This window comes from Trinickia sp. (assembly GCF_036503415.1).
Classification (GTDB): domain Bacteria; phylum Pseudomonadota; class Gammaproteobacteria; order Burkholderiales; family Burkholderiaceae; genus Trinickia.
In genome coordinates this window covers 1-23,975 of the sequence record NZ_DASXWY010000196.1, presented here as the reverse complement: position 1 = coordinate 23,975, position 23,975 = coordinate 1, and the positions used below count along the sequence as shown (strand labels likewise).

Below are 23,975 nucleotides of genomic sequence, written 5' to 3'. Positions count from 1 at the left end.
CTCAGGGAAAACACCGAGCGCGGGAGGGGCACCGCGGCCGGGCGCCGTTCCTGCTGAAACCCTTACCTGACAAGGGAGGGCATGAGGTGCAACCCTATCTCCAATTCGGTTGCACCTTTTTATTGGGAGGCGTACGATTCGCCCAACTTTTGATCATTGGCCGGCATCTGGCTGGCAAGCGAAGAATCATGGCTAGCACCACCCTTGGCGTCAAAGTCGACGATCTGCTCCGCACTAGGCTCAAAGAGGCGGCGACGCGGCTCGAACGCACTCCGCACTGGCTCATCAAGCAGGCCATCTTTGCCTACCTCGAGAAGATCGAGCACGGGCAACTGCCCCCGGAGTTGACGGGCGCAACCCACGCCGCCGATTTCGCCGACGCGGCGCCCGGCGCCGAGCATGACGACGAAGGCGCACCGCACCCGTTCCTCGATTTCGCGCAGAGTGTGCAACCGCAATCGGTGTTGCGCGCGGCGATCACGGCGGCCTACCGGCGGCCGGAACCCGAATGCGTGCCATTCCTTCTCGGCGAGGCGCGGCTGCCTGCGGCGCTCTCGGCCGAGGTCCGCAAGATGGCGGGGGGGCTCGTCGAGGCATTGCGCGCCAAGCGCACGGGCGGTGGCGTCGAGGGCCTCATCCATGAGTTTTCGCTGTCGAGCCAGGAAGGCGTCGCGCTCATGTGCCTGGCCGAAGCACTCCTTCGTATTCCCGACCGCGCGACGCGCGATGCGCTCATTCGCGACAAGATCAGCAAGGGCGATTGGAAGTCGCATGTGGGCCATGCCCCGTCGTTGTTCGTCAACGCAGCGACCTGGGGCTTGATGATCACGGGCAAGCTCGTCACGACGAACAGCGAGGCGGGGTTGTCGTCCGCGCTGACGCGTCTCATCGGCAAGGGCGGCGAGCCGCTCATCCGAAAGGGCGTCGATATGGCGATGCGCCTGATGGGCGAGCAGTTCGTGACGGGCGAGACGATTTCGGAAGCGCTGGCCAACAGCCGCAAGTACGAAGCGCGCGGCTTTCGCTACTCGTACGACATGCTCGGCGAAGCCGCCACGACCGAGGAAGACGCGCAACGCTATTACGCATCGTACGAACAGGCCATCCATGCGATCGGCAAGGCCGCGGGGGGCCGTGGCATCTATGAAGGCCCCGGCATCTCCATCAAGCTGTCGGCGCTGCATCCGCGCTACTCGCGCGCGCAGCAAGAGCGCGCGATGACCGAATTGCTGCCGCGCGTGCGCGCACTCGCGGTATTGGCGCGCCGCTATGACATCGGCCTGAATATCGACGCAGAAGAAGCCGATCGGCTCGAGCTCTCGCTCGATCTGCTCGAAGCGCTTTGCTTCGATCCCGAGCTTGCCGGCTGGAACGGCATCGGCTTTGTCGTGCAGGCCTATCAAAAGCGCTGCCCGTACGTCATCGACTACGTGATCGATCTTGCGCGCCGCAGCCGTCATCGCGTGATGGTCCGGCTCGTCAAGGGCGCCTATTGGGACAGCGAGATCAAGCGTGCGCAGGTCGACGGGCTCGAGGGCTACCCGGTGTACACGCGCAAGGTCTATACCGACGTCTCGTACCTCGCCTGCGCAAAGCGCTTGCTCGGTGCGCCCGATGCCGTCTACCCGCAGTTCGCCACACACAATGCGCATACGTTGGCGGCGATCTATCACCTCGCGGGGCAGAACTACTACCCGGGCCAATACGAATTCCAGTGCCTGCACGGCATGGGCGAGCCGCTCTACGAAGAAGTGACCGGACGGGACAAGCTCAATCGCCCGTGCCGTATCTATGCGCCCGTCGGCACGCACGAGACGCTGCTCGCGTACCTCGTGCGCCGGTTGCTCGAAAACGGCGCCAATACGTCGTTCGTGAACCGCATCGCCGATGAATCGGTGCCCGTCGCAGCACTCGTGGGCGATCCGGTCGAAGAGGCATCGAAGATCGTGCCGCTCGGCGCGCCGCACGCCAAGATTCCGCTGCCGCGCGATCTCTACGGGTCGGAGCGCGTCAATTCGATGGGTCTCGATCTGTCGAACGAGCATCGCCTCGCATCGCTTTCGTCAGCGCTGCTGGCCAGCGCGCATCACCCGTGGCGAGCGGCGCCGATGCTCGGCGACGGCGAGGCCGCGGCCGGCGCGGGGCGCGAGGTCCGCAATCCGGCCGATCAGCGCGATATCGTCGGTGTCGTCGTCGAAGCCACACGCGAGCATGTCGATGCGGCGCTCGTCCATGCCGTGGCCGCCGCGCCGATCTGGCAGGCGACCCCTGTCGAAGCGCGTGCCGATTGCCTCGCCCGCGCGGCCGATCTGCTCGAAGCGCAGATGCATACGCTGATGGGGCTCATCGTGCGCGAGGCCGGCAAGTCGCTCGCGAACGCGATTTCCGAAATTCGCGAGGCGGTGGATTTCCTGCGCTACTACTCCGCGCAGATTCGCGACGAATTCTCGAACGATACGCATCGCCCGCTCGGTCCCGTCGTTTGCATCAGCCCGTGGAACTTCCCGCTCGCGATCTTCATGGGACAGGTGGCCGCGGCGCTGGCCGCCGGCAACACGGTGCTGGCCAAACCAGCCGAGCAGACGCCGCTGATCGCCGCGCAGGCCGTGCGCATCCTGCGTGAAGCAGGCGTGCCCGCGGGCGCCGTGCAACTGCTGCCGGGCGACGGCGAAACGGTTGGCGCAACACTCGTGGCCGACGCGCGTACGCGCGCCGTCATGTTCACGGGTTCCACCGAAGTCGCGCGCCTCATCAACAAGACGCTCGGCAAACGCCTCGATGCGGACGGGCGACCGATTCCGTTGATTGCGGAGACGGGTGGACAAAATGCGATGATCGTCGATTCGTCGGCGCTTGCCGAGCAAGTCGTCGCCGACGTCATGCAGTCGGCGTTCGATTCGGCCGGTCAGCGGTGCTCGGCGCTGCGAGTGCTGTGCGTGCAAGACGACGTCGCGGATCGCACGCTCACGATGCTCAAGGGCGCGATGTTCGAGTTGACGGTCGGCAACCCCGACCGGCTGTCGACGGATGTCGGCCCCGTCATCGACCTCGAGGCGAAGCGCACGATCGATACGCACGTCGCCGCGATGCGCGAGAAGGGGCGCGCGGTGACGCAACTGCCGCTGGCGGAGAGCTGTGCGCACGGAACGTTCGTGGCGCCGACGCTGATCGAAGTCGACAGCATCGCCGAGCTCAAGCGCGAAGTGTTCGGGCCGGTACTGCATGTCGTGCGCTACCGCCGCAGCGAGCTCGATCAATTGCTCGAGGAGATTCGCGCAACGGGCTACGGTTTGACGCTCGGCATCCATACGCGCATCGACGAGACGATCGCGCACGTGATTGCCCGTGCGCATGTCGGCAACATCTACGTCAACCGCAACGTCATCGGCGCGGTGGTGGGCGTTCAGCCGTTCGGCGGCGAAGGCCTCTCCGGCACGGGACCGAAAGCGGGCGGCGCGCTGTACTTGCAGCGCTTGTTGGCCAAGCGTCCGGCCGGCTTGCCGAAATCGCTTGCGTCTGTCCTCGTGGCCGATGCGCAGCCGCGAGAATCGAGCGGCAACGGTAGCGCAAATCCGCGCGCGGCACTGACGGCGCTGCGCGATTGGTTGATCGCCGAGCGCGAACCGGCCCTCGCCGCACGGTGCGACGGCTACCTGGAGAACATGCCGGTCGGCGCGACGGCCGTGCTGCCGGGGCCGACGGGCGAGCGCAATACCTACACGCTCGGTGCGCGCGGTACCGTGAGCTGCGTGCCAACGACGCCGAGCGGCGCGCGCGCTCAACTGGCGGCCGTGTTGGCCACCGGTAATCGCGCGCTGTTCTCGGGCGCGGCGGGCGAGGCGCTCGTTGCGGCTCTGCCGCCGCAACTGAAAGCGTATGCGAGCGTGCAACCGGGCGCCGATGCGCAGTACGATGCCGTACTTTTCGAGGGCGACAGCGACGAGTTGCTCGCGCTCGTGAAAGATGTGGCGCAGCGCCCGGGGCCGATCGTCTCGGTGCAGGGCGTCGCGACGAACGGGTTTGTCAACGGCAGCGATGAGGATTACGCGCTCGAGCGCCTCATGACCGAGCGTTCGGTGAGCGTGAACACGGCCGCGGCGGGCGGCAATGCGAATTTGATGACGATCGGCTGAGCGACCCTCTCGATCGGTTCAAAGCCGGAGGCGGTACGGCCAACCCGAGCCGCTCCACACCTACCTGGTACCAAGGAGAAAATATGCAGCACAAGATGAAACAGATGGCGGGCGCAACGGTTGTTGCGGCAATGTCGCTGGTGGGGACCGCACACGCGCAGCAAGCCGAGGATGTGAAGCTCGGGTTTGCGGGCCCGATGACGGGTGCACAGGCGCACTACGGCGCCGACTTCCAGAACGGCATTACGCTGGCTGTAGAAGAAATGAACGCGACGAAGCCCGTGATCGGCGGCAAGCCGGTGCGCTTCGTGCTCGATTCGGCTGACGATCAGGCCGACCCGCGCACGGGTACGACGGTCGCGCAAAAGCTCGTCGATGACGGCATCAAGGGCATGCTCGGCCACTTCAACTCGGGCACGACGATTCCGGCCTCGCGCATCTACGCGAACGCGGGCATTCCGCAGATCGCCATGGCGACGGCGCCCGAGTACACGCAGCAAGGTTTCAAGACGACGTTCCGCATGATGACCTCCGACACGCAGCAAGGCTCGGTGGCCGGCACCTTCGCGGCGAAGAACCTCGGTATGAAGAAGATCGCGATCGTCGACGATCGCACCGCTTACGGCCAGGGTCTTGCCGATCAATTCGCGAAGGCTGCCAAAGCGGCGGGCGCGACGATCGTCGATCGCGAGTACACGAACGACAAGGCGGTCGACTTCAAGGCTATTTTGACGAAGCTGAAGGCGGTCAACCCTGATCTCGTCTACTACGGCGGGGCGGATTCGCAAGCGGGACCGATGGTCAAGCAGATGAAGTCGCTCGGTATCAAGGCGCCGCTGATGGGCGGCGAAATGGTGCATACGCCGACGTTCCTGAAGATCGCGGGCGACGCCGCGGAAGGGACGATCGCGTCGCTGGCAGGCTTGCCGCTCGACGACATGCCCGGCGGCAAGGACTATGTCGTGAAGTACAAGAAGCGCTTCGGCAAGGATGTCGAAACCTACTCGCCGTACGCCTACGACGGTGCGATGGCGATGATGAAGGCGATGGAAAAGGCCAACTCGACCGATCCGGTCAAATACCTGCCTGTGCTGGCCAAGACGGATATGCAGGGCGTGACGACGAAGGACCTCGCATACGATACGCGCGGCGATCTGAAGAACGGCGGCATCACGATCTACAAGGTCGAAGGCGGCCAGTGGAAAGCGCTGCAAAGCATCGGCGGGAAGTAAGCCGGCTGAGTTCGAGCGTCTAAGGTAATCGCCCCGCGGAATGAGCGTTCGTTCCGCGGGGTTTTTTGCGCTCAGGCGAAGCGAGTGGCACGAGGACAGTCAATCGGCATCGCTGGCGACTCAAAGCAAGTCCGAGCTTGCCGCAATGAGCGTTGCCACGTTGCATCGCTACGCGCCCGCGGTTTCTGCCGTGTCGATGCTGCGTGACGACGGGCGGGGCGGCTTCGCACCCGCCGTGATGACGCGGGCAACGCCGCGCGGCCAGCGGCGCGCGAAAGAGCGGGCCAATTTTGTTTCGTGATCCGGTTCGTTGAATCCGCCGGGCGTCGCCAGCACCAAGCCCTTGAGGCGATCCATTGCACGCGGGCGCTCGACCTTTGTTTCCCAGATGGTGCCGACCAACTTCGAAATGTTTTCCATGGGAGGCGCGCCGCCCATGAACACCATCTCGGCAACTTCCGGTGGAACGCCCAGCATGACCGAAGCCAGTATCCCGCCGTTTATGAGTGGCGCCGCCGTGAAGGCCCTTGCGGACGAGCTGTTGCTCTGCCGGGAGACGAGCTCTTGAAGCGCTATATCGCGGGCAAACTGCATCTTTTCCGCTTCGTCGGCAAAGCCGCGCTGCGGTACCGGTATCTTGCCCTCGTCCATTAATACGAGCACGGCAGACTGCACTTGCTTCACAGCGGAGCGGAAATCGAACGGAATCGACAGCGCGAATCCCGTGGACAAGATGCCCCCGAGCGGCGCTTGCATGACCGGGTCCATGCCATTGGTCGTGATGACGAATCCAGTAGCGGTGGCGAATGGAGCGCCGGTGGCGGCCCCCTTCAAACCTGCGGTAAGCGCTCGTTTCGCATAGATGCGCCCCTCACCGTTGAGCACGCCGCGGCCCTTCAATAGATTGATCGCCACTTCGCGCAGGCTTTCCGCGCCGGTGAAAGTTTTGAGCGAGGGCGTCATACCGCTCGCCAACAGATCGCCTCGAGCCGTCTCCAACTCGCCGATGGCGTTATCCCCGATATCCGTGAGGAGGAGTAGGAATACCTTTGCAGCGCTCTCTGCGATGTAGGCAACGGTATTGCCCGACACGTGTTCGGGGAAGACTCTGTGGATCACGTAGTCTCCGCCGGAGCCGATCATCGACGAAAGGCTCAGCGAGGTCGCGGTATCCTTCCAGTCCGCCCGCCCCGAGTACTGCAACTCGGCAAGATCGACGCTCAAGAGCCGCAGGCGCTGATCGGCTATATGGTCTTTCAGTGAATCGAGCGTACGCAGGCCGATTTCAGGTACGACGAGCTCATAACCTGGTAGCTCCGATATCCCTTCTGCGAGGGCGCTGTTGGCGGGCGCCGGCGCGTCGCCCGCGATGAGATCGTGGAAGAATGGCCAAGCCACTGTTTCCTGGAACTCGAAGACGCGCTCCTTTTTGTCGGGGATTTTTCCCGAGACCTTGAAGTGTCCGATGATTTCTTCGGTGAGGTATGCCTCATGAGCGTCAACGGTCCAGGGATTCTTCGCCAATATCGCAATTGGCAAGCCTTCCTTGGGAATGGGGAGAAGGCTAAGGGTGCGCGTGGGCAATTGCCCGAGCAATTGCACAAGAGCTTGGTCATTCGAATGTACCTTGCCCGTGCGATCGATGACACCCGCCAAGGTTTCGTAACCGGGCAGCACCGGTAGCGACTTTCCTTTCTTGAGGCGGTCTTCGATTGCTTCCGTGTCGGCAAGCTGTGCGGGCACGATTCCGAGTTTTTGTCTGTTGCGCGACAAATAATCGGCGAGCGTTTTTACCGCGGCGTCCGACGTGAATCCGGTGCCGACCGGCTCAGTCTCTCGACCTGTCCTGATCGAAGGCGCCGACGCGCGGACTGCCGGCCTGGGCGAGCCTTGCGCTCGCGGGGCCGGCAAGTTCGTCGCGCCGCTGAGTTCTTTTGGTCTGGGCGACGGGGCCGAACCCGCAGGCATGTCTTTGTCCGACTTGCCGATGCGGCCTTGTTCTCCGTCTCCCGACCCACCTGCTCCCGCATTAGGAATCCTAACCATTGCGACGACCACCCTTAAAATTGTCATACCGCCAGTTTGGGAAAACGGCTATGAACAAGTTGTCGAATAAAGTAAAGAACTCCACAGGCGGCGTGCCGATCGAGCACCATCAACAGTGAAGCTTGGCGGTATTGTGGAGACGTTATCAACTCATGGCTCGCTGTCGACGAAGCGAACCACGGCTCGACGAATAATCAATCTCAATTGCTTTGCGCGTGCGACCTTGGTTGCGGCTGGACTTCGTTAGCGAGAACGTCATTGCGCATGCGATCCCGCGTATCGGATCGACTTCTATTCGCGTGAGAACCGAGCGATGTTCACCGTGCTCAGGTTTTTCTTACCCCAGTTTCCGTCGACACCTACCCCTCTATCGCACTCGAAAAACGCAGTAGACCATCCGTTAACGCAACAATCGAGGGCGTGCGCCGGAACAGGCAAGAACCTGCGATCTCGCGCAAACGTTTGCTTCGCCGATGCGACAGACCGATCGATGCCCATGACCCATTAACGGAAAGCCCAGACATGGATGATTTGAAAAAGAACGAACAGGAAACGGGGATTTCGCGGCGCACATTCCTTTATAGCCTTGGCGCGCTGGTGCTCTCGGCTTGCGGAGGGGGAGGTGGGACGAGTGCCGCCGCATCGGTGAGCCGCACGACGAGCACGGGCGCTGCCGCCGCGGGCGGAGCATTGGCGCATGTCGCCTCGGGCGCCACGGATCTGACGACGAGCGGCCAGTTCGTCCACCCCGGTTTGCTGCACACGCAAAGCGACTTCGCCCGCATGGCACAAAAAGTATCGGCACAGGCGTCGCCGTGGATCGACGGCTGGAACGTACTGATTGCCAATAGCCACGCGAGTCTGTCCTGGACGCCGCGCCCGCAAGTCGAGGTTGACCGGGGCGGCACCGGCACGCAGAACTACCCGGTGCTCTATAACGACATCGCTGCGGCCTACGCATGCGCGTTGCGGTGGAAGGTGACCGGCGACGCGCGCTACGCCGACAAAGCCGTGCAGATCATGAACGCATGGTCGTCGACGCTGCAGCGGCTCGGCGGCGACTCCAACGTCGATCTGGCCGCCGGCATCTATGGATACGAGTTTGCGAACGCCGGCGAGATCATGCGCAATTACACGGGCTGGGCCGGTGCCGACTTCGCCGCGTTCCAGACGATGATGCGCAACATCTTCTACCCGATCAATCACGATTTCCTGAATCGCCACAACGGCACCGAGATCACGCATTACTGGGCCAATTGGGATTTGTGCAATCTCGCTTCCGTGATGGCCATCGGCGTGCTCTGCGACGATCACTCGCTCTTCGACGAGGCGGTCAACTATTTCCTGAACGGCCCCGGCAACGGCGCCATCGCGCAAGCGGTCTACTATCTGCACCCTGGCTATCTGGGCCAGTGGCAGGAGAGCGGGCGGGACCAGGGACACAATACGCTCGGCATTGCGCTCGCCGGGGCGATCTGCGAGATGGGCTGGAACCAGGGCATCGATCTTTATGGGCACGACAATAACCGGTTCCTCGCCGGTGCCGAATACGTGGCGAAGGCGAACCTGCTTCAGCCGGACGGCACGACTTACTACACGGTGCCCTACGTCACTTATTCGAACGTCGACGTGACGCAAACGGCGTTCTCGACCGCGAGCCAGGGCACGATCCGCCCATGCTGGGCGCTCGTCTACAACCACTATGTCAACCGCAAAGGTCTTGCCGCACCGTGGTCGAAGCAGTTCGCACTCAAGATCCAACCTGAGGGCGGCGGTGGAAACTACGGGCCGAACAGCGGCGGCTACGATCAACTCGGCTACGGCACGTTGACGTGCACGCGTGACCCTGTGGTGCCGGCGGCCGCGCCAAGTGGGCTGACGGCCTATCCTGCCGCCGGGCAAGTCGTGCTTTCATGGTGGGGCGTATCGAACGGCGCGAGCTACAACGTCAAGCGCGGCAGCAGTGCTGGCGGGCCCTACAGCACCGTCGCGACGGGCATCACGGACCCGCTGACCTACACGGACAGCCCGGCGGCGGGTACCTGGTATTACGTCGTCAGTGCCAGCACCGCCTCGGGCGAGAGCGGAAACTCGAACGAAGTCGTCGCCGTGACGACCCTTGTGTTGCATACCGATTTGACGTTCGACGAGACCGCTGGCACGAGCGCTGCCGATGCGAGCGGCAACGGCCATGCGGGTACGCTCGTCGGCGGGGCGTCGCACGGGACGGGGAAACTCGGCAACGCCGTCGTGCTCGATGGCGCGAGCGGTTACGTCAGTTTGCCGAACGATCTCGTTGCCGATGTATCGGACTTCACGGTCGCCGCTTGGGTCTACTGGACGAAGTCGGTTCGTTGGGCGCGCATCTTCGATTTCGGCGCGGGCCCGGGCCGCTATATGATGCTCACCCCGATGGGCGGCGCGGGATTGGTGCGATTCGCAATCACGACGAACGGCCCGTATGGCGAGCGCCGCATCGACGGCAAGGCCCCGTTGCCAACGAACCAATGGACGCATGTTGCCGTGACGTTATCGGGTACGGTGGGCACGCTTTACGTCAACGGTGTTGCGGTCAACAGCGCCACCGACGTGATCTTTGCACCGTGGCGCATCGGCGAAACGGCACAGAACTGGATCGGCCGCTCGCAGTTCTCGGCCGATCCGTATTTCTCCGGATCGATCGACGAGTTCCGCATCTACCGCGGGGCGATGTCGGCCGACCAGATCGCGACGCTTGCGCAAGGGGTGTGATCGACTGCTTGGCGTGATAGGGCAAAACCGAAATCATGCGACCTTCCCGGCTTGGCGGAGCTATGAGTTCTGCCAGGTCTCGTCGAGCGGCGCGAGCCGATAATCGGATCTCCCGGTTGGCAACCGGAGTGGCTCGTGCCGGTCCTCGATCGGAAAATTCGCCGTCGATGGTTCGGGTGTTTGCCAAGTGTTTTCTGCACACGGAGAGCGCTATGCCCATAACCGTAACGATTAGCACCTCTAGCGGCCTTTACCTCGCTGAATCGTCACAACAACAAGTCATCTTGAGCGAAAACGGCACGAGCCCGCGGAGCCAATGGAACGTCAGCGCGCTTCCCGGTGAGGGGAGCGCCGCGGCGCTCGCAGAAGCGGGGGGCGCCACTGTAGTTCCGACGGTCCACAGCAAGATTCAGAATGTGTACAGCACGTCCTTTCTGCAATTCAATCAATCTCAGCCTGCAAAAAATGGCCTGTATCCGGTATGGCTTACGGGCGGCCCAATGGACGCTACGACTTTCGAAATCGGCGCGATGTCATCGGTCAGCCCCATGCGTATTCAAGTGCCGAACGTGAACCCCAATCTGTTTCTTCAAACCGACGCAGTGTCGGTTTTCTTCGGTCCTACCGCGATGAACTGGGTCGTTCAACTCGTCACGTGAGCGCGAGTGCGCGACGCGCACGACTCAGCGGAACACGACCGTGTGATTACCGTGAATCAGCGCGCGGTCTTCGAGGTGATAGAGAAGGCTGCGTGCACGCACGCTTATCTACTACCGGAAGACGCTGGCGAAAAGTTCGTCGCGATCTTTCACCCACTTAGCGGGAAGGTCGCCATTCGCCTCCAGGGCCGCATAGAGCTCCCGAATCATCGCCTTATCTACCTTCCGCGCGGAGAACATCTTGTGGAGGGCCTGATGTCCGTGCATGGCGGAAATGCCGAATTCCCCGGCGAGAGTATGCATGCTGAGGTCATCTGTTACCACCACAGCTTCCCGAACGAGTGTGAACGCCAAAATCTCACAATCCGCCTTCGAAGGCGGGTTCTGGAAGCGCAAAGGGTCCGCAGTTACAGATTGCCGGAGAACGCTTGCCGCAGCCGCGAGTGCGGCCTTTTCATCGGCTGATAGTCGCACGCGCGTTGCGAGGCGCTCCTCCGCCAGATCTTCACCGCCGAACCAAGGAAAACGCTCCCGTAAGCGAGCGCTACGATAAAACTCGTCCTCAACGATAGGCATCACGGTGAGGTGATAGTTTTTCGATCCAAACGGCACGCCGAGGAGCGGCTTGATACGTTTGGCGAACCTCAGATAGGCGTTGGTATCAAGCAACAACAACGTCAAAGCGATAACTCCGCGTGAATTGCTGAAGCATCGCTTAGAGGAATATCGAGAATTTGGCTTACATAGGACGCCCCGATCGAACGCGTCTTGATCATGCCGCGCAACGCAGGAATCAATTGGCAATTGAAAATGCGTTCGCAAGCGGCCACATAGGTTTTAGCCGCAGGCGGCTCATCGTCAAACAGCACCTTGCTTAGTAGAGGAGTTGCATTCCCAGTTCTAAACCGGTGGATCGACTGTTCAGCCAACGGCAGCGCAGGAAGGTTGCTGTACGCCTGGTACTTCTTCACCTCTAGATAGACACTGTAGATGGATATCGAATGTTCCTCAGCATGCTGCTGTAAGGCAGCCAAAGCATGCCGTTCATCCTTTCCACTAGCTTTAGCGTAAGCTACCTTGGAGCAAGCCTCGGGAAAAAGAAGCGCCCCCGCTAGAGCATCCGCGAAATCTTCTCCCTCGTCCTTGCCGGCCAAACTAGGGGTGTACATGTGCGCAAGCTCGTGCGCCATCCAAAACTTAAAATCTTCTAATTTGGTATCGAGATTCAAGTAAATGAATGTGACGTCTTCCGCAGGAAGACATATGTGCAGGGCATTCTCATGGCGCTTTTTTTCGCCCCAAAGTACGGGAATGAGAACTGCTCCAGCCTCAACGAATTGCCCTATCAGATGGCTATACTGAAGGGGCGCCGCGAGTCCGATGCCGAGCTTTGCTCGTATGTCCGCGACAGCTTGCTGGAGGAATCCATAGTCAACACTCGGGGAATCCATCCTTGGCCGCAGTGACGGCCGAGTGGGCAGAAAGGGCACCGTACTTTTCAACAAGTAACCCATTTCCGCAGCGTGTGCCAGATGCGCGGCCGTCGTCTTCGTGCTGGCCCTTTTCCGAAAGGCAATAATCGGAGCTCCCGTTGCAGGAACCTCGACCAGTTTCTCAAAGGGTAGGCGCAAGAGTACCGACAGCCGGAGGAGCTTGTCGGGACGCGGGAAGTCCTTCCCCTTGAGCCAGTTTGTGACAGCCTGCGAGCTAACATCCAGGCGGCGAGCAAGCTCGGCTTGACTGAAACCTGCTTTAGCCAAAGCGTCTGTAACTGCTTCTCGCGACAGAGTTTTTTCCATAGTCTGCATTCTAGTTATCGACGCATCGGGCGTCAAGTTTTGTCAAGTTTCAGTCGTGGCATCGCTCTGTTACAGACCATTGACCTTCCAATTCAGCGCTCGCGGCCCCTTTACTCGTGGCTTCGCTGCCGTTACTGCCACCGTCGTTGCCCAAACGAACGGAGAGTGTATGAAGCTCGCTCAGGACTACCAGCGTGAGTTGTTGACAATGCTCGCCGAAAGCTACCCCCGATCACACGACATCCGGCGGTTGTTCAGCACCATGGACGACGACGCTATGCAGCGCTACGCCGCCAATCTCGTTTACCTAGAGGAACACGGCCTAGCCGAGAGCGCGATCACATACGGGCTCGACGGCCATATGTCGAGTGGCTCCCCAGATCACCGCCAAGGGAATGGACTTCCTCGCCGATAACACAAGAACGGAAGATCGAAGCGACATGGCGTTCTGTCGCGTACCTGCTAGCATTGGCAGCAGGCCTGCTGATCGTTCTGCCGTGTATCGATGCTCTACGGCCTGCGAGCGACTCGATGGCTCAATGGTTCCAACGGGCCGGTGCGCCGGTCACGGTATTTGCGTTCTTGGCGCGGAACAAAGCAAGCGACCTAGATGATCTGATCACTCCAGGGAGGTTCGGCAGCGCGGAGCTTATAGCGCTGAGATCTCGGTATTTTCCGAAACAGAAGCGAGGTCTATGGATCGCAACCTGCCTCACGATCATTGGAACCATCGTGTGGGCCTACGGCGATCTCCTGCTCGACAACGTTGCGCACCTAGTCTCTGCGGCCGCATAAATTCGCAATGCTTCCATGATTCGTATCATCCTTGATACACATCGACCCAGGACACGACGGCCACGCGCACGTAGATGTGTACCGTCAAAGGCTGGATGTCAGTAGACAATCTTGGACGACCAGTTATTTTCCGATACAAAACCTGCTGAAAATCACCCCCAACAGATCGTCCGAGGTGAATTCGCCGGTAATCGAATTGAGCTCTTCCTGCGCGAGGCGCAGCTCCTCGGCAAACAGATCGAGCGATTGATTCCCGGCCTCGCCGTGCTCCGACGCGAGCGCAAGATGATCCTGCGCCGCGCGCAGCGCACGCAAGTGTCGCTCGCGTGCGAGATAAACGCTCTCCGTGCCCGCCTGCCAGCCGGCGATACGCAATAGCTCAGCCCGCAGCAAATCGATTCCTTCGCCTTTTTTCGCCGAGAGCCTCAGCTCGCATACTTCGCTATCCACTTCGGTCGCACCAAGCCGATCGAGCGTCGGCGCCAGCTCGGTCAAATCGGTCTTGTTCAGCACCCGCACGACCGGCACGCCCGCCGGAAAGCGCGCGGCAATGGTTGTGTCGTCGGGCGTCATGCCCGCACGCGCATCGAGCAGGTGCAGGACGACATCGGCCTTTTGTATCTCGTTCCATGTCCGCGCGATGCCGATTTTCTCGACCTCGTCCTCGGTATCGCGCAACCCGGCGGTATCGACGATATGCAGCGGAATACCTTCGATCTGGATCGTCTGCGCGACTTTGTCGCGCGTCGTACCGGCAATCGGCGTCACGATGGCGAGTTCGGCGCCCGCAAGCGCATTGAGCAAAGAGGACTTGCCGACGTTCGGCTGCCCCGCTAGCACGACGGCGAGTCCCTCCCGCAACAGTGCGCCTTGCTTCGCTTCGCCAAGCACCTGAGCGAGCCGCTCGCGCATGTGCGCGAGCTTGCCGCGCGCATCGGCCGCCTCGAGAAAATCGATCTCTTCCTCGGGAAAGTCGAGCGTCGCCTCGACGAGCATCCGCAGCGCGATGACTTCCTCGACGAGCGCATGAATGTCGCGCGAAAACGCCCCCTCGAGCGAACGGCCCGCCGAACGCGCCGCGGCCTCCGTGCTCGCCTCGATGAGATCGGCGACGGCCTCGGCTTGCGCGAGATCGAGCTTGTCGTTGAGAAAGGCCCGCCGCGTGAATTCACCGGGCTCGGCAAGACGCAGACCGAATGTCTCGCCGGCATCGAGGCAGGACTGCAGCACCAGTTGCAGAACGACCGGCCCGCCGTGCCCCTGCAACTCGATCACATCTTCCCCGGTGTACGAATGCGGCGCCGGGAAATAAAGCGCAATGCCGCGGTCGAGGACCTTGCCGCCGGCATCGAGAAACGGCACATAACTCGCATGACGCGGCTCGAGCATCTGCGCGAAGAGCGCGCGCATCAACGCTTCGGCGGCCGCACTGCCCGCGCGGCCGCACGAGATGCGGACCACGCCGATTCCGCCGCGCCCCGGCGCGGTGGCAATGGCGACGATCGGATCCGAATCGGTAGCGAGCATGGTCATCCGGCTAATGCAGTGAGAGAACAGTCTTGCGTGCTGCGTTACGCCTCGCGCGACGCGGTGCAACGTCCAGGGGACGAGCACGGCAAGAGCGGCATTGTAGCGCGCCGTCGCCGCACCTTTCGGCGGTGTCCCACCGTGGACCGCGGCGCTCCTACCATAAATTAGATTTATCTCAATCGGGATAGTGTATTCTTCAGACGGAGTGAAGGTGCGATCACCGCGTCCGAGGTGAAACGCCCGTTCCAAGCGGGAATTCCTTGAAGAACTGAATTCCCTTGGCACGCGGGCTATCTACGCGATCTGGCTAAAACCGCGTTCCTGCAGGCTAAAACTGTCGTGAGTGGTTGTCTTCTTTACTCCGGCTCGATTGCACAATTTTGCGATGCCTACCGCAGAAGAGAAAGCGGCGTTCTCGGAACGCCTCAAATTTGCCCTGCAGCGCAGCCCAGAGAAAGCGACGGGTGGGACGCAACTCGCGCTGCAGTTCAATTTGCGTCATCGCGGCGCCAGCCCGATCTCCCCGCAGACCGCGCATAAATGGCTCACGGGCCGAACGATCCCCACTGCCGACAAACTCGCGACGCTCGCCGATTGGCTGCGCGTCGATCTGCACTGGCTGCATTACGGGCCGGCGCCGACTGCATCGGCGCGTACGACGCCCAAACCGCTGCCGCGCGATGAAAAGTACCCGCTGACGCCCGAGACGATCGAATTGGCCTCGAAGATCGAAGCGCTTTCGCCGCATCACCGCTATCTCGTGCAAGAGCTGATCGAACAGTTCTACGGCGACGGCTCAGAGTCGTAGTCCTCGGGAACCCGCCAAAAAAAATCGCCCGGTCCGCAACTTCACCGGGCGATTCCTTTTCAACGCCGCGGCCACGCCGCAGGCGTCGTTCAAACCAGCGTCAAGCCGTCTTTTCCTTCTTCCGGGCGCCCATCATGCGCGTGATGTAATACTGCTGCGCGATCGACAGCACGTTGTTGACGACGTAGTACAGCACGAGGCCCGACGGGAAGAAGAAGAACATCACCGAGAACGCGATCGGCATGAACATCATCATCTTCGCCTGCACAGGGTCGGGCGGCGTCGGGTTCAGCTTCGTCTGCACGAACATCGAGACCGCCATCAGCACGGGCAGGATGTAGAACGGATCCTGTTGCGACAGATCGTGGATCCAGAGTATCCAAGGCGCGCCGCGCATCTCCACCGACGAGAGCAGCACCCAGTAAAGCGAAATGAACACCGGAATCTGGACGACGATCGGCAGGCAGCCGCCGAACGGATTGACCTTCTCCGTCTTGTAGAGCTCCATCAGCGCCGCGTTCATCTTCTGCGGATCGCTCTTGAAGCGTTCACGCAGTGCCTGCATACGCGGCGTGATCTCCTTCATCCGCGCCATCGACTTGTAGCTCGCCGCCGAAAGCGGGAAGAAGACGGCCTTGATCAGCAGCGTGAGCAGCACGATCGCCCAGCCCCAGTTGCCGACGAGACCGTAGATCTTCTCGAGCAGCCAGAACAGCGGCTTCGCGATGATCGTGACCCAGCCGTAATCCTTCACGAGATCGAGGCCGGGCGCGATACCTTCGAGCACGCGCTCTTCCTCGGGACCCGCGAAAAGCCGTGCCGATACATCGGCCGATTGTCCCGGCGCGAGCGTAGGAAGCGCCTGCTGCACGCCGACGCGGTACAGCGTCGGGTCGATCTGCTCGACGTAGTTGGTGCGTTTGGCGCCTTCGGCCGGAATCCAGGCCGTCGCGAAATAGTGCTGCACCATCGCGACCCAGCCATTGTTGGCGGAGCTCGCGTACTCGGCCTTTTTCTTGTCGATGTCGCTGAACGAGATCTTCTGGAAGTGATGCTCGTTCGTATAGACCGCCGGCCCGATGAACGTGTGCGAGAAGCGCGGCGTTTCGACGGGCTGGCTGTCGCGCACGAGCTCCATGTAGACCGTTGGCGTAACGGGGGCGGTGCCGACGTTCTCGACCTTGGTATCGACGCCGATGACATAACTGCCGCGCGTGAACGTGTAGGTCTTGACGACTTTGACGCCGCCCTTGACCGGCGATTCGAGGCTGACCTGAAACGACTTCTGGTCGCCCGTCAGCGCGCGCGGACCCGGCACGGGCGTGAAGATGTCATTGTGATAGGGCAGCTCGGCGCCGCTTGCGATGACGCCCGTGCGCGCGAGATAGGTGTGGTTGGCCGTGCGATCGAACAGCGTCACGTTCAGATCGGCCTGCTTCGGATCGCTGTTGCGCGTGAGCGTGAGCTTTTCGAGGGTGCCGCCGCGCGTATCGATTTCGCCCTGATAGACGTCCGTGCTGAACGGGATCAACTGAGCGGACGGCAGCGGGGCGCCTGCCACCGTCGCCGGTGCCGCGACGCCCGGTGCCGACGGCGCTCCCCCTTGGCCCGCGGCCGACGCGGCGCTGCTCGCGCTGCCCGGCGTCGCGCCCGTGCTCGCGGTGTGGGTCGCGGTCGGGTTCGGGAAGAACATCGACGGGCGTCCGTGCTCGCGCTGCCAGTTGTCGAACAGCATGATCGCTGACACGAAGAAGATCGCCCATAGGACGGTGCGTTTGATATCCATGCGTGGTCTCAGAGTCGATAAAGCGGCGCTTCAGCGCTTTTTCGAGGGTGCGGGTGGAACGAGGTCGATCCCGCCCGCGGAAAAGGGATGACAGCGACAAAGCCGCTTGAGCGCGAGGTAACTTCCGCGCGCGGCGCCATGATACTGGATTGCCTCGCGTGCGTAATCGGAACAGGAAGGATAAAAGCGGCACCGGCTGCCGAGCAGAGGGCTCAAGGCAATCTTGTACAAGCGCAGCAACGCGATCAGTACCGTTTGCATGGCGATGAAGCGGCGTTCATGGCCGCCCCGAACTCCGGTCGTCTTGCGCACCGCTCGACGGTCCGGGCGTGAGCCCCGGTTCCGTCGCCGCGGCACTGCTTTCGCGGCGCACGATTTCGCGCGCCACTTTGTCGAGCAACGTGTCGATCTCGGCACGAACGAGCGCCTTGAGCGGTCTCGACGCGGCGCTCGGATAAGCGGCCTTGTCGAAGCGCGCGGACAGGCGCAGTAGAACATCCCACCCGCCGAAATCGTCGCGGCGGACGCGAAACGCTTCACGCGCGAGGCGCCGCACGAGATTGCGCGTGGCGGCGCGCGGCGCGAACTTCTTGCCCGTCACGAGACCGAGGCGCGCATCGCTGCCCGTCGGCCTGGCGTAGACGACAAAATGCGCCGTTCGGCGCCAAGGGCGTAAACGAAAAACGGATGAAAACTCATCCGTTTTGAGAAGCCTCGCGGCTTTGGGGAAGACGGCTCGCGCTCGCAACGGACCCAGCCCGACGGCGGCGTGCGCATGTCCCCGCGTTGCCGCGGGCGCCTGACGCGACGCGCTCAGGCGCCTTGCCTTAGATGGCGAGACGCTTGCGGCCCTTCGCGCGACGGGCGTTGATCACTTTTCGGCCGCCGACGGTCTTCATGCGAACGCGGAAACCATGGGTGCGCTTGCGGCGCGTCACGGAAGGTTGGTAGGTACGTTTCATGTCGCTCTCACTGGGGAATGGGCCGCGTGCGCTTTGGCGCTGTCAGCTTGCCTGCAAACCGTGCAGGACAACGCCGAGAGGCATTCGACGGGGCCGGGAATCAGTTTTCGCTTTCGCGGGAACCCGCTATTTAAACCGGTTTTCTTTTGGTCGTCAATACGTTACGTTGATTTCGGATGCACGCGCAAGGCCCGCGGGTGCGCATGCAGCGCTCGATCCGGCCCTGTGGATAACTCCCTGGCCGGCCGTGTTTGGCGGTAGAATCTCGCCTTATCTCAAGAATCCTGCACGTCGTCGCGAGTCCCATCGTTCGCCGCAAGTACTTGTTGCGAAAGGGTTTGTGGCGGGCTCGCCTGGCCGGTCCGGGTCCTTCGGCGCATCGCGCGACGAAGGCGGCGGCGAGTGACCGTGCACTAAAAACGACGTCACTTTGATGAACGAATTCTGGCAACACTGTTCCGCACTGCTGGAGCGTGAATTGACGCCCCAGCAGTACGTGACGTGGATCAAACCGTTGGCCCCGGTCGCCTTCGACGCCGCCGCGAACACATTGTCCATCGCCGCGCCGAACCGCTTCAAGCTCGATTGGGTCAAGAGCCAGTTTTCGGGTCGCATCTCCGATCTCGCGCGCGACTTTTGGCAGGCCCCCGTGGAAGTCCAGTTCGTGCTGGATCCGAAGGCTGGCCTGCGTGCGTCGGTCGGCGGCGCGTCGTCGGTGCCTTTGCCGCGTGTTCCCGCATCGGTTGCAGCCGCGTTGGCGGCCAATGGCGGCATGCCGTCCGCGGGCGCTGCCTCCGGCGCCTCGCGCGGCGAGCCGAATGGCGTGCGTAGCGGGATGGGAGCGGGGATGAGTGCAGGGACGGGTGCGGCCGGCAATGGCGCGGGCGCGCACATGGCCGACGATGCCGCCGATAGCGACTTGCCGAGCGTCGATGCGAGCGAGGCCGCGGCCGCGCGGCGCACCTGGCGTCCCGGTGCGTTCGCCGGCCCTGGCGGTGCCGAGACCGATTCGATGTACGAGCGCTCGAAGCTCAATCCGGTGCTGACCTTCGACAACTTCGTGACCGGTAAGGCGAATCAGCTCGCACGCGCAGCGGCCATTCAAGTCGCCGACAATCCCGGCGTGTCGTACAACCCGCTGTTCCTGTATGGCGGCGTGGGGCTCGGCAAGACGCACCTGATCCATGCGATCGGCAACCAGCTGCTGCTGGACAAGGCGGGCGCGCGGATCCGCTACATCCATGCCGAGCAATATGTGTCCGATGTCGTGAAGGCCTATCAGCGCAAGGCGTTCGACGATTTCAAGCGGTACTACCATTCGCTCGATCTGCTGCTCATCGACGATATTCAGTTCTTCTCCGGCAAGTCGCGTACGCAGGAAGAGTTCTTCTATGCGTTCGAAGCACTCGTTGCCAACAAGGCGCAGGTGATCATTACGAGCGACACGTATCCGAAGGAGATTTCGGGTATCGACGATCGCCTCATCTCGCGCTTCGACTCGGGGCTCACCGTGGCCATCGAGCCGCCCGAGCTCGAGATGCGCGTGGCCATTCTGATGCGCAAGGCGCAGTCCGAAGGCGTGAGTCTTTCGGAGGACGTCGCGTTTTTTGTGGCCAAGCATCTGCGCTCGAACGTGCGCGAGCTCGAAGGCGCGCTGCGGAAGATCCTCGCCTATTCGAAGTTCCACGGCCGCGAGATTTCGATCGAGCTGACCAAAGAGGCGCTCAAGGATCTGCTGACCGTGCAGAACCGGCAGATCTCCGTCGAGAACATCCAGAAGACCGTCGCCGACTTCTACAACATCAAAGTCGCCGATATGTATTCGAAGAAGCGTCCGGCGAATATTGCGCGGCCGCGCCAGATTGCGATGTATCTCGCGAAGGAACTCACGCAAAAGAGTTTGCCCGAGATCGGCGAGCTCTTCGGCGGGCGCGATCACACCACCGTCTTGCACGCGGTGCGCAAGATCGCCGACGAGCGCGGCAAGGATGCGCAGCTGAACCACGAATTGCACGTGCTGGAGCAAACGCTGAAGGGCTGAGCCGCGGCGGGCGGGTGCGGTCGGGGCATGGCGGGCCCTCCCTCCGATTTAGCGGAGTCGGTTTCTTTTTCAGGCACAATATTGGTTTAGCCGCCCTGGCTGCGCGGGTGGCGGGAAAGTGCGGGAAGTGGGCACAAAGCGCGGAGAAATGCGGGGCGTCGGCGCTTGAGTCGACGAATCTGCCGGGCGAGGCGGCTGGACCCTGCCGTCCTATCAACGAAGGAACTCTATGCAACTGGTCAAGACCGAACGAGACAACCTCCTCAGGCCGCTGCAAACCGTGAGCGGCATCGTCGAACGCCGCCATACGTTGCCGATCCTCGCGAATCTGCTGATCACCAAGAACGGTCCGGACGTATCGTTTCTGTCGACGGACCTCGAATTGCAGATCACGACGCGGGCCGATTTCGGCGTGGGAGGCGAATCGGTTGCGACCACCGTCGCTGCGCGCAAGTTGCTCGATATCCTGCGCGCGATGCCCGATGGGCAGGTGAGCCTGACGCTGGCCGACAAGCGGCTGACGGTGCAATCGGGCAAGAGCCGCTTTGCGCTGCAGACGCTCGCCGCCGACGAATTCCCGACCGTCGCCCAGGCCAAGGATTACGGCGCGAGCCTTGCCGTCCCGCAAAAGACGTTCCGTCAATTGCTCGGTATGGTGCATTTCGCCATGGCGCAGCAGGACATCCGCTATTACCTGAACGGGATGCTGCTCGTCGTCGATGGTGGCCGGCTGATGGCCGTGGCAACCGACGGGCACCGTCTCGCGTATTCGTCGATGAAGATCGAGGGTGAGTTCCCGCGCCAGGAAGTGATCGTTCCGCGCAAGACGATTCTCGAGCTGCAGCGGCTGCTCGAAGACATCGACGATGTCGTCACGATCGATATTGCATCGACGCAGGCGAAGTTCACGTTCGGCCAGGTCGAACTCGTTTCGAAGCTGGTCGAGGGCAAGTTCCCCGATTTCCAGCGTGTCATTCCGAAGGCGCACAAGAACACGTTCGTGATCGGGCGCGACGAGTTGCAGCGCTCGCTGCAGCGCGCGGCCATTTTGACCTCGGACAAATTCAAGGGCGTGCGCTGCGTGATCGAGCCGGGGCAGTTGAAAATCATGTCGACCAACGCCGATCAGGAAGAGGCGCAGGAAGAGCTCGAGATCGCTTACCAGGGCGACACGATCGACATGGGGTTCAACGTCACTTATCTGCTCGACGTGTTGGCGAACCTGAAGGTCGACATGTTGCAGGTGAGCGTGGCCGACGCGAGCTCGAGCGCCTTGATCACCATCCCGGAAAACGATGATTTCAAGTACGTCGTCATGCCGATGCGCATTTGATCCGACGGCCGGGAAGCAGCCAAGACCAAGGGGCGCAGCGCCCCTTTGGCGTTTATTTGGCAGACCGAAATACCGTACGTAGTACCCAGGCAGTAGATGCAAAACCGGAAGATACCCATGAGTGAACAGCACATTTCGCAGCCCGACAACAGCTACGGCGCCTCTTCGATTCAGATCCTCGAAGGTCTGGAGGCAGTCCGCAAGCGGCCCGGGATGTATATCGGCGACACGTCGGACGGCACCGGTTTGCACCACCTCGTATTCGAAGTGCTCGACAATTCGATCGACGAGGCCTTGGCCGGGTATTGCAATGAAATCCAGGTGACCATTCACGCGGACAATTCGGTTTCCGTCATCGATAACGGCCGCGGGATTCCGACCGGCGTGAAGCTCGATGACAAACACGATCCCAAGCGCAGCGCGGCCGAGATCGTGATGACCGAGCTGCATGCGGGCGGCAAGTTCGATCAGAACAGCTACAAGGTGTCGGGCGGTCTGCACGGCGTCGGTGTCTCGTGCGTGAATGCGCTTTCGAGCTGGTTGCGGCTGACGGTGCGCCGCGACGGCAAGAAGCACTTCATGGAGTTTCATCGCGGGGTGCCGCAAAACCGCGTGATCGAGGAAGTGAACGGCGAGCACGTATCGCCGATGCAATTCCTCGGCGATACGGAAAAGCGCGGTACTGAAGTGCATTTCATGGCCGACCAGGCGATCTTCGGTACCGTCGAATATCACTACGACATTCTGGCCAAGCGGATTCGCGAGCTTTCGTTCCTGAACAACGGTGTGCGGATTCGGCTGACGGACCAGCGTACTGGCAAGGAAGACGATTTCGCGTTCGTGGGAGGCGTGAAGGGTTTCGTCGAGTACATCAACAAGACGAAGACCGTGCTGCATCCGACGATCTTCCACGTGGTCGGCGAGAAGGACAGTGTCGGCGTGGAAGTCGCGATGCAGTGGAACGACAGCTACAACGAAAACGTGCTGTGCTTCACGAACAACATTCCGCAGCGCGACGGCGGTACCCATTTGACGGGGCTGCGCGCGGCGATGACGCGTGTGATGAACAAGTACATTGCCGATCACGAAATCGCGAAGAAGGCCAAGGTCGAGACCTCGGGCGACGATATGCGTGAAGGTTTGTCGTGCGTGCTATCGGTGAAGGTGCCCGAGCCGAAGTTCAGTTCGCAGACGAAGGACAAGCTCGTCTCGTCCGAAGTGCGTGCGCCGGTGGAAGAGGTCGTGGCTAAGGCGCTCGAAGAGTTTTTGCTCGAGACGCCGAACGACGCGAAGATCATCTGCGGGAAGATCGTGGATGCCGCGCGTGCGCGCGATGCTGCGCGCAAGGCGCGCGAGATGACGCGACGCAAGGGCGTGCTCGACGGCGTGGGCTTGCCGGGCAAGCTGGCCGATTGCCAGGAGAAGGACCCGGCGAAATCGGAGATCTACATCGTCGAGGGCGATTCCGCAGGCGGTTCGGCCAAGCAGGGCCGCGACCGCAAGTTCCAGGCGATTTTGCCGCTGCGCGGCAAGGTGCTCAACGTCGAGAAGGCGCGCTATGACAAGCTGCTTTCATCGGAGCAGATCGTTACGCTGATTACCGCGCTCGGCTGCGGGATTGGCAAGGAAGATTACAACCTCGACAAGCTGCGCTACCACCGAATCATCATCATGACCGATGCGGACGTCGACGGTGCGCATATTCGTACGCTGCTTTTGACGTTCTTCTATCGGCAGATGCCGGAGATGATCGAGCGCGGGTACATCTATATCGCGCAGCCGCCGCTTTATAAGGTCAAGGCTGGCAAGGACGAGCGTTATCTGAAGGATGGTGCCGAGCTCAACGCGCATATGCTGCGGCTTGCGTTGCAGGGTTCGGAGCTTGTGGCGAACGAAGGCGCGGTGCCGATCGCCGGCGATGCGTTGGGCGAGTTGGCGCGGTCGTATTTGTTGGCGCAGGGCGTGGTGGAGCGGCTGGCGCGGATTTATGATGCTAGCGCGTTGGAAGCCATCATGGATGGCGTGGCGATCGATCTGACGAGCGAGGCTGGGGCGGCGGCATCGGCCGAGTCGCTTCAGGTTGCGCTGCGCAGCGATCCG

General features: G+C 61.8%; 17 protein-coding genes. 9 read left to right on the top strand and 8 right to left on the bottom strand.

Translation table 11 applies throughout. The features are described from left to right. The first annotated feature begins 188 nt into the window (after positions 1-188). Together putA and VGL01_RS23145 are read left to right on the top strand one after the other, a co-directional pair. A complete protein-coding gene (putA, locus tag VGL01_RS23150) occupies positions 189-4,133 on the top strand; it encodes a trifunctional transcriptional regulator/proline dehydrogenase/L-glutamate gamma-semialdehyde dehydrogenase (protein WP_331573534.1) in 3,945 nt (1,314 codons plus the stop codon). 83 nt (positions 4,134-4,216) lie between these two features. Further along, positions 4,217-5,365, top strand: a complete 1,149-nt coding sequence (locus VGL01_RS23145) for a branched-chain amino acid ABC transporter substrate-binding protein (RefSeq protein ID WP_331573532.1) — start codon at positions 4,217-4,219, stop codon at positions 5,363-5,365. Positions 5,366-5,533: 168 nt separating this feature from the next. Here VGL01_RS23145 and VGL01_RS23140 read toward each other — a convergent pair whose 3' ends face one another. Continuing rightward, a complete protein-coding gene (locus tag VGL01_RS23140) occupies positions 5,534-7,333 on the bottom strand; it encodes a hypothetical protein (RefSeq protein ID WP_331573530.1) in 1,800 nt (599 codons plus the stop codon). A 600-nt stretch (positions 7,334-7,933) separates the two neighbouring features. Here VGL01_RS23140 and VGL01_RS23135 point away from each other — a divergent pair. Then, positions 7,934-10,162, top strand: a complete 2,229-nt coding sequence (locus tag VGL01_RS23135; protein ID WP_331573529.1) for a LamG-like jellyroll fold domain-containing protein — start codon at positions 7,934-7,936, stop codon at positions 10,160-10,162. Between the two features lie 212 nt (positions 10,163-10,374). Continuing rightward, positions 10,375-10,821 (top strand): hypothetical protein, encoded by a 447-nt coding sequence (locus VGL01_RS23130; protein WP_331573528.1) that lies wholly within the window; start codon positions 10,375-10,377, stop codon positions 10,819-10,821. A 111-nt stretch (positions 10,822-10,932) separates the two neighbouring features. Here VGL01_RS23130 and VGL01_RS23125 read toward each other — a convergent pair whose 3' ends face one another. Both VGL01_RS23125 and VGL01_RS23120 read right to left on the bottom strand, forming a co-directional pair. After that, complete coding sequence (locus VGL01_RS23125; protein WP_331573527.1) at positions 10,933-11,502, bottom strand: hypothetical protein; 570 nt, start codon at positions 11,500-11,502, stop codon at positions 10,933-10,935. Beyond that, positions 11,499-12,620 carry a helix-turn-helix transcriptional regulator gene (locus VGL01_RS23120; RefSeq protein WP_331573526.1) on the bottom strand — a complete coding sequence of 374 codons (1,122 nt, stop codon included), beginning with the start codon at positions 12,618-12,620 and terminating at the stop codon, positions 11,499-11,501. Before VGL01_RS23120 ends, VGL01_RS23125 begins: the two co-directional genes overlap by 4 nt. A 169-nt stretch (positions 12,621-12,789) precedes the next feature. Between VGL01_RS23120 and VGL01_RS23115 the strand changes: the two genes are divergently transcribed. Continuing rightward, positions 12,790-13,035: a hypothetical protein gene (locus VGL01_RS23115; RefSeq protein ID WP_331573525.1), complete on the top strand. Its 246-nt coding sequence runs from the start codon at positions 12,790-12,792 to the stop codon at positions 13,033-13,035. Between the two features lie 503 nt (positions 13,036-13,538). On the opposite strand, the gene mnmE is transcribed toward VGL01_RS23115, so the two are convergent. Next, positions 13,539-14,942, bottom strand: coding sequence for a tRNA uridine-5-carboxymethylaminomethyl(34) synthesis GTPase MnmE (mnmE, locus tag VGL01_RS23110; protein ID WP_331573524.1), 1,404 nt, complete (start codon positions 14,940-14,942; stop codon positions 13,539-13,541). Positions 14,943-15,330: 388 nt separating this feature from the next. Between mnmE and VGL01_RS23105 the strand changes: the two genes are divergently transcribed. After that, entirely contained in the window at positions 15,331-15,753 is a 423-nt protein-coding gene (locus tag VGL01_RS23105; RefSeq protein WP_173261296.1) for a transcriptional regulator, read from the top strand. A gap of 100 nt (positions 15,754-15,853) precedes the next feature. Here VGL01_RS23105 and yidC read toward each other — a convergent pair whose 3' ends face one another. Genes yidC through rpmH form a run of 4 tightly spaced genes read right to left on the bottom strand, consistent with a single transcriptional unit; the run spans position 15,854 to position 18,501 of the window. Next, the gene (gene yidC / locus VGL01_RS23100; protein ID WP_331573522.1) at positions 15,854-17,539 is read right to left on the bottom strand and encodes a membrane protein insertase YidC; all 1,686 of its coding nucleotides are present in this window, start codon (positions 17,537-17,539) and stop codon (positions 15,854-15,856) included. 30 nt (positions 17,540-17,569) lie between these two features. Beyond that, positions 17,570-17,800: a membrane protein insertion efficiency factor YidD gene (gene yidD, locus VGL01_RS23095; protein WP_331573520.1), complete on the bottom strand. Its 231-nt coding sequence runs from the start codon at positions 17,798-17,800 to the stop codon at positions 17,570-17,572. 16 nt (positions 17,801-17,816) lie between these two features. Next, positions 17,817-18,356, bottom strand: coding sequence for a ribonuclease P protein component (locus tag VGL01_RS23090; RefSeq protein ID WP_414720330.1), 540 nt, complete (start codon positions 18,354-18,356; stop codon positions 17,817-17,819). A 10-nt stretch (positions 18,357-18,366) separates the two neighbouring features. Beyond that, entirely contained in the window at positions 18,367-18,501 is a 135-nt protein-coding gene (rpmH, locus tag VGL01_RS23085; protein ID WP_133649748.1) for a 50S ribosomal protein L34, read from the bottom strand. Positions 18,502-18,934: 433 nt separating this feature from the next. On the opposite strand from rpmH, the gene dnaA reads away from it, so the two are divergent. From dnaA to VGL01_RS23070, 3 genes are all read left to right on the top strand, one after another. Continuing rightward, entirely contained in the window at positions 18,935-20,542 is a 1,608-nt protein-coding gene (gene dnaA, locus VGL01_RS23080) for a chromosomal replication initiator protein DnaA (RefSeq protein WP_331573518.1), read from the top strand. Positions 20,543-20,771: 229 nt separating this feature from the next. Beyond that, entirely contained in the window at positions 20,772-21,875 is a 1,104-nt protein-coding gene (gene dnaN / locus VGL01_RS23075) for a DNA polymerase III subunit beta (RefSeq protein ID WP_331573516.1), read from the top strand. A 117-nt stretch (positions 21,876-21,992) separates the two neighbouring features. Then, positions 21,993-23,975, top strand: a 1,983-nt coding sequence (locus VGL01_RS23070; protein ID WP_331573514.1) for a DNA gyrase subunit B, incomplete at its 3' end; no start/stop codon positions are given.